The 12,223-nt window shown below is 58.6% G+C and carries 10 protein-coding genes, 1 tRNA gene and 1 riboswitch; of the genes, 7 read left to right on the top strand and 4 right to left on the bottom strand.

The window, feature by feature from the left end; all coding sequences use genetic code 11:
• Positions 1 to 81: 81 nt before the first annotated feature.
• Positions 82 to 281, bottom strand: a riboswitch (cobalamin riboswitch).
• A gap of 342 nt (positions 282 to 623) precedes the next feature.
• From pmrG to ALO43_RS07190, 3 genes are read left to right on the top strand one after another with little or no spacing between them, the layout of a single operon-like run.
• Positions 624 to 1,322 (top strand): lipopolysaccharide core heptose(II)-phosphate phosphatase PmrG, encoded by a 699-nt coding sequence (gene pmrG, locus ALO43_RS07180; protein ID WP_005893977.1) that lies wholly within the window; start codon positions 624 to 626, stop codon positions 1,320 to 1,322.
• Positions 1,289 to 2,191, top strand: a complete 903-nt coding sequence (locus ALO43_RS07185; protein WP_050587159.1) for a phosphatase PAP2 family protein — start codon at positions 1,289 to 1,291, stop codon at positions 2,189 to 2,191. Before pmrG ends, ALO43_RS07185 begins: the two co-directional genes overlap by 34 nt.
• 19 nt (positions 2,192 to 2,210) lie before the next feature.
• Positions 2,211 to 2,885 (top strand): response regulator transcription factor, encoded by a 675-nt coding sequence (locus ALO43_RS07190; RefSeq protein WP_005893979.1) that lies wholly within the window; start codon positions 2,211 to 2,213, stop codon positions 2,883 to 2,885.
• A 7-nt stretch (positions 2,886 to 2,892) separates the two neighbouring features.
• Here the strand turns inward: ALO43_RS07190 and ALO43_RS07195 are convergent, their stop codons facing one another.
• Positions 2,893 to 3,807, bottom strand: coding sequence for a GGDEF domain-containing protein (locus ALO43_RS07195; protein ID WP_053932727.1), 915 nt, complete (start codon positions 3,805 to 3,807; stop codon positions 2,893 to 2,895).
• Positions 3,808 to 4,047: 240 nt separating this feature from the next.
• Between ALO43_RS07195 and ALO43_RS07200 the strand changes: the two genes are divergently transcribed.
• Positions 4,048 to 4,123: transfer RNA gene (locus tag ALO43_RS07200), tRNA-Asn, on the top strand.
• Positions 4,124 to 4,517: 394 nt separating this feature from the next.
• On the opposite strand, the gene mapR is transcribed toward ALO43_RS07200, so the two are convergent.
• Positions 4,518 to 5,927 (bottom strand): GntR family transcriptional regulator MpaR, encoded by a 1,410-nt coding sequence (gene mapR / locus ALO43_RS07205; RefSeq protein WP_054997354.1) that lies wholly within the window; start codon positions 5,925 to 5,927, stop codon positions 4,518 to 4,520.
• 424 nt (positions 5,928 to 6,351) lie between these two features.
• Here mapR and ALO43_RS07210 point away from each other — a divergent pair, with 424 nt between their 5' ends.
• Positions 6,352 to 7,839, top strand: a complete 1,488-nt coding sequence (locus ALO43_RS07210) for a SulP family inorganic anion transporter (RefSeq protein WP_054997303.1) — start codon at positions 6,352 to 6,354, stop codon at positions 7,837 to 7,839.
• Positions 7,840 to 7,860: 21 nt separating this feature from the next.
• Here the strand turns inward: ALO43_RS07210 and ALO43_RS07215 are convergent, their stop codons facing one another.
• Together ALO43_RS07215 and ALO43_RS07220 are read right to left on the bottom strand one after the other, a co-directional pair.
• On the bottom strand, positions 7,861 to 9,036 hold the full coding sequence (locus ALO43_RS07215) for a sensor histidine kinase (protein ID WP_054997304.1): 1,176 nt from the start codon (positions 9,034 to 9,036) through the stop codon (positions 7,861 to 7,863).
• A 5-nt stretch (positions 9,037 to 9,041) separates the two neighbouring features.
• Positions 9,042 to 9,731 carry a response regulator gene (locus tag ALO43_RS07220; protein WP_053480229.1) on the bottom strand — a complete coding sequence of 230 codons (690 nt, stop codon included), beginning with the start codon at positions 9,729 to 9,731 and terminating at the stop codon, positions 9,042 to 9,044.
• 98 nt (positions 9,732 to 9,829) lie between these two features.
• Here ALO43_RS07220 and ALO43_RS07225 point away from each other — a divergent pair, with 98 nt between their 5' ends.
• Entirely contained in the window at positions 9,830 to 11,305 is a 1,476-nt protein-coding gene (locus tag ALO43_RS07225) for an efflux transporter outer membrane subunit (RefSeq protein ID WP_024669409.1), read from the top strand.
• 18 nt (positions 11,306 to 11,323) lie between these two features.
• The gene (locus ALO43_RS07230; RefSeq protein WP_005893987.1) at positions 11,324 to 12,175 is read left to right on the top strand and encodes a MipA/OmpV family protein; all 852 of its coding nucleotides are present in this window, start codon (positions 11,324 to 11,326) and stop codon (positions 12,173 to 12,175) included.
• Positions 12,176 to 12,223 lie beyond the last annotated feature (48 nt).

Consider the following 12,223-nt stretch of genomic DNA (forward strand, 5'->3'; position numbering starts at 1 on the left):
TCCCCGGCGTGTCAAAAAAGACCGGGCACGGCAGAAACTGCCGACGCGTGCGGATGTCCTTCCCGGACACCCCGCCGGTTAGTTGGTTGAATCGGGTCGGCAGGTCTCCTGACTGGCATGTCATCACCTCGCTCCGGCCTTCCCGGACCCGAGTCCAGTGGCAGTCATGGAGCAGGCTCGATGCCTACAGTTGCGGGGGCAGTTTCGTTTCGACCTTGTTGACACAAGGCGTGCGAATTCCCTGTTAGTTCCTCTCGGAAACCGACGGCCGGCATGGTAAACGATAAGGGTTTTAGTGGCTAATGCTTTGCGCGTGCGGTCGTTCGCTCGGACGCGCCCTGACCGGCAAACGCAGGCACGGTTGTGCCATCGAACCGGCTTCGCCACGCTCGACGTTCGTAAAAACGCTTAAATTATCTTCATGTTTGATTCGCCAAAAGCCTCTAAGCCTTGATTTTAGAGGCGTGCACGATAAAACAGCGTGTTTGCTCCCAACACGCTTTTCACATCTTCTTCACTGCTTCGGCACCATGCTGAACCTATGTTGCTTTCATGGGAGCGGTCATGACTTCGGGGGCTTCTCGGGTCACCGCTGCATATGGGCTCAGTGTAGGAGTGGTCACTTGGCTGACACGGTAATCAACAACAAGAATCTGCTTTCCGGTACAGGCATCCGCCAGCGCTTCAAAATGCATCAGCACGTCGCTTTGTTGTCTGTGGTCGTTGTCCTGGCAGCGATTTGTGCGTGGTGCTACATGGCGTTCTCGGGCGTGCATGTGGTGGACCTCGGCGCCGGTAACAATCTGAAAACCTCCGGGCTGCGCGAACACTGGTTGCGCGGTGACGTGGTGGTCATGATCCGGCACGCCGAGCGCTGTGACCGCTCGACGAACCCGTGCATGGCCAGCGCCGACGGCATCACCTCCAAAGGCCGCGACGCAGCGCTGGCGGTCGGCGCTGGCATGCAAAAGATGGGCATGGATCACGCACGCATGGTCACCAGCCCGAAAGTGCGCACCCAGCAGACGGCAGAGCTGCTGGCAGGGCATGCGGTCGTCGCGCAGGACTGGATCAACGACTGCGACAGCGGCTTCATGAAAGCGGTGCAGGCGCATAAGGTCGGCGGTGAAAACCTGGTGCTGGTCACCCACAGTGGTTGTATCGACCAGTTCGAGCGCAAGGTCGGTGTACCGGGCGGTGAGCGCTCGAGTGATTATGCCGAAGCATTTTTCGTGCGGATGGATGAACGCCATCAGCCAAAACTGCTTGGGTCTCTGAGTGCCGAACAATGGGCCAACCTCAACAGCGAGCAATTCAATTGACGACAACAACCAGCACCAGACTGCGTTTTTACGGCATTAATCTGGGTGTACCCGTGTTTCTCGCGTTACTGGTTTTCGTGACGTTTGACCTGACCAACATCGACCGGCAATTGAGCGACATGCTGTTTGATTCGGCCACTGGTGTATTTCCCATCGGGCAAATTCATCTATTTGAGACCATCACCCACAAATGGGCCAGGATCATCCCCAACCTGACCGGCGAACTGGCAATAATCGGTGCGATCATGTCGTTCGTCTGGCCCCTGCTGGAGCGACGCAGGAACTCGGGCCTGACGCAGCTCGCCATACGCGCCCGGCTTGAACGCCCTCTGCAATTCGCCCGCAGGCATCGTCTCGATTTCTTTTTTGTAACGGTCGCGTTTTCGGTGAGCACAGGGATGATCCATTACCTGAAAAGCCACACCAGCGTGTATTGCCCGGTCGAAACGACGCTGTACGGCGGTACTCAGGCACATATCGAATGGTTCAGGAACTTCAATCTTCTGCATGAAGCAGGTGCCGGGCGATGCTGGCCGGGCGGGCATGCTTCCAGTGCATTCAGCCTGCTGGCCCTGTACTTCGTGGCGCGGCGCTATTGCTGGCAGCATTCGAACGTGCTGCTGGCAGGTATTCTGTTGCTCGGCATGATCTACGGCACGACGCGGGTGCTTCAGGGCTGGCACTACATGTCACACACCTTCTGGGCAGGTATCGTTGTGTGGCTGAGTTCTCTGCTGGTTGCCTTGTGCTTTTACGGCCGGGCAAAGCTGCAGAGGCCTGTCCGCAAGGGGTCATTGTCGTATGGCAATGACCAGCCGCTCGTTCGCCCCCTGAAGTCATCGGCTACCCTGACCCGGTCAGCTGGATAGAAAACAGGAAGGCGTTGCGATGAACATTCTGGTGATTGAAGACCACCGCGATATCCACGATAACCTGCTGGAGTTTTTCGAACTCCGAGGGCATGCGGTCGAAGGTGCGCTGGATGGTCTGAGCGGGCTGCACCTGGCCGCCTCGAAACGTTTTGATGCAATCGTTCTGGACATCATGTTACCGGGCATTGATGGAAACCAGATCTGCCGCAGCCTGCGTCAGTACTCGAAGTCGGAAGTCGCGATCGTCATGCTCAGCGCTCGCGATGAGCTGGACGATCGTCTGATCGGCTTCAAGGTCGGGGCCGATGATTACATCACCAAGCCTTTTGCAATGGCCGAAGTGCTGGCCCGGATAGAAGCAGTAGTGGGGCGACGGCAGCGCAAGGACAGCCGGGTGCTGATGGTGGCCGACCTGCGCTTTGACCTCGACACCCTGGAGGTCACCCGTAACGAGGTGTCATTGAAGCTGAACCCGACCAGCATGAAGCTGCTGGAGTTGTTGATGCGCAAAAGCCCGCATATCGTGAAGCATTCCGAGCTTGAAGCGGTACTGTGGGGGCGCGACGCACCGAACAGCAGCAGCCTGCGCAGCAGCATTCACATCCTCAGGCGCACACTGCACAACGGCCATGACACGCCGCTTTTGCATACCGCTCACGGGCTTGGCTACAAGCTGTGCGTACAGCGTTGACGCATGCTCAGGCAGTGCGCGTCAGCGGTCGCCGGGCGCGGGCCAGTGACAGGTTGAGACGACGTAGCAGGTTGTCTGGTGTTTCGTTGAGCGCCATAACCACCGCCACACTGGCTGACAGATGAAGACGCTCACCCTGTTGTCGGGTTTTGTGCGCCAGGCTGGCGACTGCGTGCTGCAACTCCAGCGCCAACAGCTTTGCCTGACTCTCGCCAGTATCGGGCAACAGCACTACAAAGCGGTCGCCGGCAAGCCTGCATAGCAGGTCATGACGACGCAGGTTGAGCGTCAGCAAATGACTGAGCGCCGACAGCACTTCATCTCCTTCTGCATGACCAAACGTTTTGTTGATAGCGCTGAAACCGTCGATATCCAGTGCCAGCAGCGACAGCGGTTGCTGCTGGCAGAGGCTTTGCTCAAGGCTTACGATCAATTGCCGCTGCAGAGTGTCGGCGTTGCCCAGCGGAGTCAGCTTGTCGTAAAGCCGATGGTCACCAAAGCCACGATCGCGCTTTTCCACCTGCGCGCGGGTCGCCAGTTGCTCTCGATGCCAATGGTGGATGCCGAGGGTCAATAGAATCAGGCCGACCGGCATCGGGCCGGACGCCAGCCAATGGTCCCATTCGATTTTGGCGGGCAGACGAATGAACTCGTCCAGCACGTCGACCCACCATGAAAACAACACGCAGCTCAGCCCCACCGACAGGTAGTTGGTCACCCGACCGGCTGGCCGTCTCTTGAGCACCAGAAACAGCCAGATGAGCGACAGCAAAGCAGAGCCACCTTCGCCAACGATGTCGAGCCATTGCCATTCGCTCACCGGCTTTACAGTGCCCGATGACAGAAAAGCCGCCAGCCCTAGGTTGGCGGCAATCATCAGCACGGCGAGCTTCCAGCGATGAGGTTGGATGATCCTGAACATGATAAAAACGGCTCCTGATGTGCTGACTGTCGGCCAGCAGAACAGATGCACATGACACTAGGGTGAAGGTGGGTGGGCTGAAAATACCTTTCATTACCGAATCAGGCAGGGCGACTGCGTGCGTCCGGCGGTTGCTTTACCTGCACCTCGGTCATGTCAGAAATGGCGGCCAGACGAACGAACAGGATTTTTTCCTGGCCTGCTTGACTTCCTTTTCCGAATCAGTAACATAGCGCTCATTCCGCGATAGCTCAGTTGGTAGAGCAAGTGACTGTTAATCACTGGGTCCCTGGTTCGAGTCCAGGTCGTGGAGCCATACATAGGCACAGAGGTAATCTGTATAGCCTCTGAACCCAAAAAACCCGCCTTTATGGCGGGTTTTTTGTTTTCTGCGCTTATAGGGGCCTATCGTGCGGGGAGAGGACCTTAAGATCTGATCCGCATTGCGGCCGTTCTTCAATACGGCGAAATAGTGCCCAGCAACCCCACCCCGATTGCCAATAACAAAAAACCGATCAATGAAAGTCCGAGCTTGCCCATTAGTCTCTCCTGCTGCTGTGCTGGATCGCATACCGCAGGCGCCAATGGCTGGCGTTCGGCAGCGCGTTTGGATGCGTTGCCATTATCGTGTGTGGTGAGTTTCTGGTACAGATTCAGAAACAGCTAAAAAATACAGATCAGTTTCCTTTGAAGCACGCTGTCCTAAGGTCTCAGAACGACGCGATGATACGCCCCAGCATCGCCATCGCCTGTTCGCTGCGGTCATCCCAAGGCGTGCCGTAGTTCAGGCGCGCGCAGTTCTTGAAACGCTGCGAGGCCGAGAATATCGGGCCGGGTGCCAGACTGATGCCTTGCGCCAGCGCAAGCTGGAACAGCTGCAGCGAATCCACCTGCTCAGGAAATTCAAACCACAGGAAATAGCCGCCGATCGGGCGGGTAACGCGTGTCGCTGCTGGAAAATAGCGGGCGGCAGCGGCCAGCATTGCGCCCTGTTGCAGCTCCAGAACATCACGCAGTTTGCGCAGATGGCGGTCGTAGCCGCCGTGCTTGAGATAATCGGCGATGGCGGCCTGTGCGGGCACAGACGGTGAAATAGTAGTCATCAGTTTCAGGCGGTCGATCTGCTCGGCATACCGCCCGCCCGCGACCCAACCGATACGGTAACCGGGCGCCAGGGTCTTGGAGAACGAGCTGCAGTGCATTACCAGGCCGCTGCGGTCCAGGCTTTTGACCGGGTAGGGCGCCTTGGCGCCGTAGTACAGCTCGGCGTATACGTCATCTTCGATCAAGGGTATCTGCTGCCGTTCGAGCAGGTCGTAGAGCCTGACCTTTTTCTCTTGAGTCATGCTCGCACCCAGCGGGTTCTGGAAGCTGCTCATGAACCAGCAGGCTTTGATCGGCAAGCGCGAGAGGCTGTCCTGCAGCGAGTCCAGGTCCACGCCGTCACGCGGATGAACAGGGATCTCGACGGCTTTGAGCTTGAGCCGTTCGAGTACTTGAAGGCAGGCGTAGAAGGCGGGGGCTTCGATGGCGACCAGGTCGCCGGGCTCGGTGACGCATTGCAGGCATAGATTCAAAGCCTCCATGGCGCCGTTGGTGATCACCAGCTCGTCGGCAGACAGACGTGAGCCGTTGATCATGTAACGCAGGGCGATCTGTCGACGCAGTTCGGAATTTCCGCTGGTCATGTCGCCGACAATGCCTGATGGCGTCATGGCACGCACGGCGCAAGCCATCGATTTCGCCAGCCGGGGTAGCGGATACAGATGCGGGCTGGGAAACGCCGAGCCAAAGGGCACCGTGTCAGGGTCCTTGAGCGACCCGAGCACCGAGAAGATCAGGTCGCTGACCCCAAGTTCGGTACCTTCGCTGGCATGTCGGACCAGTTCAGGTTCGGTCAGTGCGTTGGACGTATGTTCTCGCACGTAATACCCGGACCTTGCGCGGGCCTGTATCAGCCCTTTGTCTTCAAGCAGGTAATACGCCTTGAAGACGGTAGCGGGGCTGACCGACCAGGTACGACTTGCGACCCGGACAGAAGGTAATTTTTCACCGGCAGGCAGCACACCGCTGCGAATCATTTCCGAGATATCGGCTGCGAACTTTTCGTAGCGTTTCATAAGCGCCATTGTCTGAGTGGTGCAGCCATGATGAGCCAGACAGCGCTCAGAGAACAGTCGCAAGATACTTTCAAAAAAGCATATCAGAGACTTCGAACGCTCATCTCGGAATGCCTGGGCAACTGTCATTCAAGTACTTTGTGCGGATAAAACATGCTTGAACCCTCCAAACGGATAGGCCTATGATGTGCAGGTCCTGCTACCCTTGTAAGGAATTGTCCTTGTCTCGTTCCAACTGGCTGCCTACGCCGCCTTAGCGCTTCGCCCCCTCGCCACACCCTGACTGCCATTAGCTGCGGTCGTCTGTTGCCGTGTCCGTTTTGCGGTCGCTGCCACGTTCATCACAACCCAATCGAAAACTGATGCTCTTGCTCGTCCGGCACGCGTTGCTGTGCGTCCTGCTGCGTCTGTCATAGGTATTTCTATGCTCGAAAAAATCAAAGCTGCGTGGTTTTCCAACGTCCGCGCCGATGTTCTGGCCGGGCTGGTTGTCGCCTTGGCCCTGATTCCAGAAGCCATTGCGTTCTCGATCATTACCGGCGTGGACCCGAAAGTCGGGCTGTATGCCTCGTTTTGTATCTGCACGATCATTGCGTTCGTGGGCGGCCGTCCCGCCATGATCTCCGCGGCCACAGGTGCGATGGCCCTGCTGATGGTGAACCTGGTGAAAGAGCATGGTCTTCAGTATCTGCTGGCCGCCACGTTGCTGTGTGGCGTATTGCAGATCATTGCAGGCTATCTGCGGCTGGGTGAACTGATGCGCTTTGTGTCGCGCTCAGTCGTCACCGGTTTCGTCAACGCCCTGGCGATTCTGATCTTCATGGCTCAGTTGCCGGAGCTGACAAACGTCACCTGGCCGGTCTATGCAATGACCGCAGCGGGTCTGGCCATCATCTATCTGTTTCCGCGTGTGCCGGTACTGGGCAAGTTGCTGCCGTCGCCACTGGTGTGCATTCTGGTGCTCACTGCGATCTCCATCTACATGGGCCTTCACGTCAGAACAGTAGGGGACATGGGCGCGATGCCTGACAGTCTGCCGACGTTCATGTGGCCGGACGTCACGCCGGGTATCGAGACGCTGCTGATCATCCTGCCGTACTCCGCTGCGCTGGCCGTTGTGGGCCTGCTCGAGTCGATGATGACGGCGACTATCGTCGACGACCTGACCGACACCGGCAGTGATCGCAATCGGGAGTGCAAGGGGCAGGGCATTGCCAACATTGCCAGTGGCCTGATCGGCGGCATGGCCGGCTGCGCCATGATCGGTCAGTCGATGATCAATGTGAAGTCTGGTGGCAAGACGCGTCTTTCAACACTCAGTGCGGGCTTGTTGCTGTTGATCATGATGCTGTTTCTGGGCGACTGGCTGGCGCGCATTCCGATGGCGGCGCTGGTGGCGGTCATGATCATGGTGTCCATCAGTACATTCAGTTGGGGGTCGATCCGTAACCTCAAGGAGTACCCTCTCTCGACCAACATCGTGATGGTTGTCACTGTGGTGGTGGTCGTGGCCACACACAACCTGGCCTATGGTGTGCTAGTCGGGTCGCTGCTGGCTGCGATGTTTTTTGCCAGCAAAATCGCCCACTACCTCGACGTCAGCTCGCAACGCGATCCTCTCCACAGCCAACGTACTTATTATGTGACCGGTCAGGTATTCTTTGCCTCCGCTGACCGTTTCATGGCGTCATTCGACCTGCGGGAAAGCGTGGAAGCGGTGGTCATCGATCTTCGCGAGGCGCACTTCTGGGACGTTACGGCAGTTGCTGCGCTGGACAAAGTGGTACTGAAGCTGAGGAGGGCGGGTGCCAGCGTGGAGGTGGTCGGCATGAACCGCGCCACGACCACGCTGGTGGACAGGTTTGGCGTACACGACAAGCCTGATGGAATTGACTCGCTGATGGGGCATTGATCTGTTATCCGCTTGCCCGGTTCAGACCGGCATGTGCAGCCGGATGACGGAGCCGCCACCGGGCCTGTCCTGAACCTCGATATGCGCCTCGTGCTCGACGCAGATAGCGCGGGCGATGGACAGGCCAAGGCCGCTGCCCCCCGAATAGCGTGCCCGCGAACGCTCTGCGCGCCAGAAGCGGTCGAACACTTGTTCAAGGTTTTCCGGACCGAAACCCGGGCCGCGGTCCGAGAAGGTCAGTTCGACATTGCGCGCGGTCGCTCTGGCGGCAATCAGCAGTTCGCCGCCCTGTGCTGAGTAGCGCAGCGCGTTATCCACGAGGATATTGACCACCTGACCCATACGGTCCCGGTCCGCCGTGATGTTCAATTGGCGAGGTATGTCCAGGGTTACACGCAAGTGCGCTTCATCCAGTTGCGTGGCGAACCAGCTCAAGCGCTCGGCCACCAGTTTTTGCAAGGGAAACACAGTTTTGTCCAGCGTCAGCTGTCCGGCGCTGGCCAGCGACAGCAGGTGCAGATCGCTGACCAGCTTGTTCAGTTGGCTGAGCTGCCGATGGACCAGTTCCAGCTGCGCGATATCACGTGGAAACACTTCATCGATCATGCCCTGAACGCGACCCATGGCGGCGTTCAGCGGCGTTCTCAGCTCATGGGCGATCATTGCGCTGGATTCACTGACCTCCAGTTCGTAACGACCCAGCTGGGTGGTCATGGTATTGAAGTCGCTGACCAGCGCCTGTAGTTCTTCCGGTCCTTTGACGTCCATCGGCAGGCGGGTCTTGAAGTCGCCCTGAGCAACGCGTCGTGCGCCTCGGGCAATCGACGAAAACTGACTGGAGAGCGGACGTGAAAACAGAAAACCGAAAAAGATGATGATGGGAATGGCGCCTGCTACCAGCCCCGACAACACCCACCACTCCTTGTTGGCAATGCCCGGCAACAGATTTTCGATGGGATAGTACTGAACGAACAGCTCCCGAAGCCTGGCAATGTTTGCCTCGGGATCGGCTTGCAGACGCTGAAATTCGCTGCGCACCTCGGTCGGCATTGCCTGCACGGTCATCCAGTCAGACACCGTGACGTGCAGCCACATGCAAAAGGCAATCACGATGACTGCACCCACCGCCAGCATGCTCATGCGCATACCGACCCAATGCCACAAAGGTTGCTGCCTGTGCCTGAAAAGAGGTCGCATGAGTTTCACCTGAATCGATAACCGACTGACCGCACTGTCACCAGCACGTTATCCACGCCATGAATTTCAAGTTTGCGACGCAGGTTATGCACATGTGCATCGACCACTCTGGCCAGCGCCTCGCTCTCGGGGAGGCAGATCTCAAGCAATTCTTCCCGGGTGAAAGCCTTGGACGGGGTTTTCAGCAGGGTCGATAGAATCTTGAACTCGGTCGGCGTGAGGTCAAGCAGGGTGTGTGGGGTGTCGGCGTTCTCGATAACGGCGGTGACCGATTCAAGGTCCACCAGCAGGTGCTGATGGCGCAGGTGGCGGTCGTTATTGCCATTTTGCTGTGAACGCCTGAGCACTGCATGCACCCTGGCGACTACCTCTTTTGGGTTGTAGGGTTTGACCACGTAATCGTCGGCGCCGTAGCGCAGCGCTCCGAGTTTTTCAGGCTCATCACCCATGGCGGTCACCATGATCACCGGTGTGTCGCTGCAGCGTCTTACCGCCGATAGCACATCAGTGCCGCTGACCAGCGGCAGCATCACGTCCAGCAGAATCAGGTCGGGCTTCCATTGACGGTGCATGTCGATGCCGCGCTGGCCGTTTTCTGCCAGCCCTACGATGAAGCCGTCACGAAGCAGGTAGGCCTCGAGAATACTGGCACTGTCGGCATCGTCTTCGACGATAAGAATGCGTTTTCCTGACATGGGGGTGCCTCTTGATCAAATCTTGATAATTAGCGAACGGTTTATTGAAAGTCGGCGTTCAGGATTGCGTCCAGACCCCACTGTCGCGGACAGATCCTATGCTGATGAGTACACCGCTGTCCAAGCGTATCCGAAACCTGAGCGGCCACTGTCTGCTGGCTGTGCTGCTAGGCATCGGTGTTTCCGGTTGTTCGCTGGTTCCGGCTTACCAGCGGCCAGCGCTGCCGGTTCCCGCAGATCAGTTGTCGGCTGCGCTACCTGCTCGCGAGACACCTCCCGACATCGTCCTGAGCGCGGAGGAAGAGGCGCTTGCGGCCGAGCTGTCACCCAAGGGTGAGCTTCGGGCTCTGCTGCAATCCGCTTTGGCGTTTAATCGCGATTTTCGTGTGGCGGTGCTGCGTGTGGGAGAGGCCAGGGCGATGCACGGTATCAGCCGCGCCGATCGGTTCCCAACGATTGCCGCAGGCGTCGAGCGTGACCGTCAGCACTTCGATAATGCCGTCGCCGACGAGCGCTACGGGCAGGACATCGCTATTGCATCAGTGGGTGTTTCCGACTTCGAGCTGGATTTCTTCGGCCGCGTGCGCAGCCTGTCGGAGGCGGCGCGCCATGAGTATCTGGCCAGCACCTATGGTCAGCAGGCTGCGCGCAGTGCGCTGGTTGCCGAGGTAGCGCGCGCCTGGCTGGCAGAGCGGCTGAGCGCTGCATTGCAGCAGGATGCACAGGCGGTGCATGACGCTCGATCGATGTGGGTGAAAGCCGTCGAAGAGCAGCAGCGTCAAGGCGCTGTCTCGCTGGATGATCTGTTGGTGCAGCGTGTGGATACATTGAGCGCGCAGCAGCAGCTACAGGATGCCGTCAGTGAACATGCGCGTGCATCACAGGCCTTGCTGTTGCTGACCGGCTACTCGACACCCTTGCCGACGCCCCCGACGGACACGCCTGTGCTGAGCAGCGCGCTGCTCGAGACGCCGGGCTGGCTGGCGAATCTGCCTTCACAGCGTCTGCTGGAGCGATTCGACATCCGCCAGCGCGAAGAGGCGCTCAAAGCCGGCAACGCCAATATCGGCGCCGCGCGCGCAGCATTCTTTCCATCGATAAAACTCACTACCGGGGTCGGCATTCAGAGCGACAGCCTGCGCACTCTGTTCAGCAGCGGCAGCGGTGCCTGGCTGTTCAGCCCGCAGCTGAACCTGCCCTTGTTCGATGGCGGACGCAACCAGGCCAATCTGGACCTTGCGCAAGTACGCCAGCAGATCGCTGTCGCCGAATATGAACAGTCTGTGCAGAACGCATTCCGTGAAATGTCCGGTGTGCTGAGCCGACGTCAGCAGGCCTTGGGCCATGTCCGCAACGAGATCGAGCGCGTCGCGCTGGTGCAGGAAAAAGTGCGGCGTCTGTCCTTTGAGTTGAATGCCGGCGCCGCTGACCGTACCGCATTGCTGGCGTCCAGCATCCGCATCGCCGAGGCCGACGCAGCCTGTCGCAGGTCGCTCGATGATTTGCAGCAGAACCGGATTGACCTGTTTCGCGCGCTTCGCGGAGCAGAACCCGCCACCCCTTCGAAACCCTGACTGAACCGGAGTATCACCATGAATCATGACCTCGCTCATTCTAACCCGCGAACTGCTCTGCTCAAGCCGCTGCTCAACACGCTGATCGCTTGCGCCACCATGACCCTGATCGGCCAGGCCTATGCTCAGGAGGGTGATTCTGCGGGCAGTCAGTCCATTCTCGGCGACAAGTTCAACGTCAACCTCGGTCTGGGCATGGCTGTATTGCCGCGCTACATGGGCGCCGACGAGTATCGCAGTCAGGTATTGCCGATGCTCACTGTCCAGCGCGGGATCTTTTTCGCTGATACCACGCGTGGCCTGGGGGTTCAGTTTCAATCGGCGTCCGGGTTCGGTGCCAGTGCGGCGCTCAATTACGACTTCGGTCGAACCGAGAAAAACAGCGGGAATCGTCCCGGCTCCAACGAGCTTAGGGGCATGGGAACCGTCGAGGGCGCCACCGTCGGCGATTTCATGGTCTCTCAGCAGCTTGCGCCTTGGCTGTCGGCCAGCGCCGAGGCCGAATTACGAGTGGCTGGCGAAAAACGTGGCAACCGTTACCGGTTGGGCTTCGAAGGCATTGCCTACCACAGCCAGACCGACACGGTGACGCTCGACATCGACGCACATGCCGGCGACAGCCGCTACAACCAGACCTACTTCGGCGTAAGCCCGATGCAAAGCCAGCGCAGCGGTTTTTCAAGGTTTACGGCCGACAGCGGCATTTACGCGTATTCAGCGGCTCTCGCCTGGCAGCATACCTTCGACGCTCACTGGTCAAGCGTCGCCAGCGTCGGAGTGACGCATTACACCGATCAGACCCGTGGCAGCCCACTGGTCGAGACCGATGCCGAAGGCAGTGGCCTGATTGCCCTGAATTACGCTTTCTGAAGAGTGGACGCCTGCCATGCGATTTCATCCTGATGCGTTTTCTGCTGC

The sequence above is a fragment of the Pseudomonas tremae genome, assembly GCF_001401155.1.
Lineage (GTDB): Bacteria > Pseudomonadota > Gammaproteobacteria > Pseudomonadales > Pseudomonadaceae > Aquipseudomonas > Aquipseudomonas tremae.

Excerpts from the sequence above, each read along its gene's own strand:
- ALO43_RS07185 (WP_050587159.1), top strand. The coding sequence starts at position 1,289 with ATGGGCCAACCTCAACAGCGAGCAATTCAATTGACGACAACAACCAGC.
- ALO43_RS07190 (WP_005893979.1), top strand. The coding sequence starts at position 2,211 with ATGAACATTCTGGTGATTGAAGACCACCGCGATATCCACGATAACCTG.
- ALO43_RS07195 (WP_053932727.1), bottom strand. The coding sequence starts at position 3,807 with ATGTTCAGGATCATCCAACCTCATCGCTGGAAGCTCGCCGTGCTGATG.
- mapR (WP_054997354.1), bottom strand. The coding sequence starts at position 5,927 with ATGAAACGCTACGAAAAGTTCGCAGCCGATATCTCGGAAATGATTCGC.
- ALO43_RS07210 (WP_054997303.1), top strand. The coding sequence starts at position 6,352 with ATGCTCGAAAAAATCAAAGCTGCGTGGTTTTCCAACGTCCGCGCCGAT.
- ALO43_RS07215 (WP_054997304.1), bottom strand. The coding sequence starts at position 9,036 with ATGCGACCTCTTTTCAGGCACAGGCAGCAACCTTTGTGGCATTGGGTC.
- ALO43_RS07220 (WP_053480229.1), bottom strand. The coding sequence starts at position 9,731 with ATGTCAGGAAAACGCATTCTTATCGTCGAAGACGATGCCGACAGTGCC.
- ALO43_RS07225 (WP_024669409.1), top strand. The coding sequence starts at position 9,830 with ATGCTGATGAGTACACCGCTGTCCAAGCGTATCCGAAACCTGAGCGGC.
- ALO43_RS07230 (WP_005893987.1), top strand. The coding sequence starts at position 11,324 with ATGAATCATGACCTCGCTCATTCTAACCCGCGAACTGCTCTGCTCAAG.